The following is a 1179-nucleotide window of genomic DNA, read 5'->3' on the forward strand; positions in this document are numbered from 1 at the left end:
GGGTGCATCTCACTTTGGCAAATACATCAAATTGAAAGTTGACCGTTGAGATAAGCACAGCGAAGAGAAAGGATAGAGGGAACGCTCTCAATTTTCCATTGCGCTCCTGATATTTTCACCCTGAACCCAATTCGTTTAATAATTGATTCAACTGTTCCCGAACCAATCGAACTTATGGACTCCTCTTTATAGTATTGGTAGTTGACTATTCGGCAGCGATGGGTCTCTAAATAGTTACAAAATATTTTAAATCCTTTTTTTGTCATCTCTTTAAATAGATTGATAACTTCATCTATTTTACCTTGCCACAACATATTTTCTGCTAACTTTAAACGTTTTAGCGAACCTCCTACCTTGTAAATATTTTCTTTCAGATGATACCAATCTAAGATTTCTTGTCTTTGTTCAGTATCTCCTATTTCTTTAAATATGTTCCAAATTCCGGCATGACCATCTCCTAAACAATACATAGGATGTAGTAATTTTTGGCTATTAGTCCAATCAATTAAATCTTGATTATTTTGAAAAAATGCTCCCGAATAAACATTATCTAAACAAATGGCTTTATAGTCTTTCCAATAACACCCCTCGCCTTTGGTTTCGTTGCGTAGCCTGACTTTCCCGCCATCTAATGTAATTTCTTGGACTCCTTGTTTAGATGTAGGTAATTCAAATTCTTGTCGTTTGACTAATCTGTGTAATGTACTATGAGAGACTTTGACCCCCGTGAAAATTTCTAAATCTTTTTCTGCCATTTGATAAGATTCGTTGGCACTGATTAAAAGACAGCATTTTTCCATCATTGGACTGAATTGACTATACGCTTTCAATCCAAAATATTTCGCTTGATTGTCTGTAATTTCGAGCGAACCGACTATTGATTTTATTTTTCTGGATTTTCCTGTTTGAATCCCTGATACTGCTGAAAAAAAAAGCTACCTAGTTCTGGTCCCACTTGTTCTAGCATTTTCTGACGGAGAGATTTTTCTATGCTGTCAAAACTTTCTAACTCGGTTGGATCTGTATTTCTGTAAAGAATGGATGCTGCCGCTTTTAAGTAGGCTTTTAGCTGTTCTTGGTCTGAGGGTGTCATTTTCTTTACCTCATATTTTTTGGCAATTTTACTAGCTTTTCCATTTTAACCCTTTTGCGACATATTCGCCAAAGTGAGATGCACCC

General features: G+C 36.0%; 1 protein-coding gene. It reads right to left on the reverse strand.

Annotation, left to right across the window (positions count from 1 at the left end):
* Positions 1-26 precede the first annotated feature (26 nt).
* A protein-coding gene (locus QUB26_RS31880) for an ISKra4 family transposase (protein ID WP_333247097.1) occupies positions 27-1093 on the reverse strand; the annotation gives its coding sequence in 2 pieces (ribosomal slippage) (positions 27-925 and positions 925-1093; 1068 coding nt in all).
* Positions 1094-1179: the final 86 nt, after the last annotated feature.

This window comes from Microcoleus sp. B4-C1, from assembly GCF_036705285.1.
Classification (GTDB): Bacteria; Cyanobacteriota; Cyanobacteriia; order Cyanobacteriales; family Microcoleaceae; genus Microcoleus.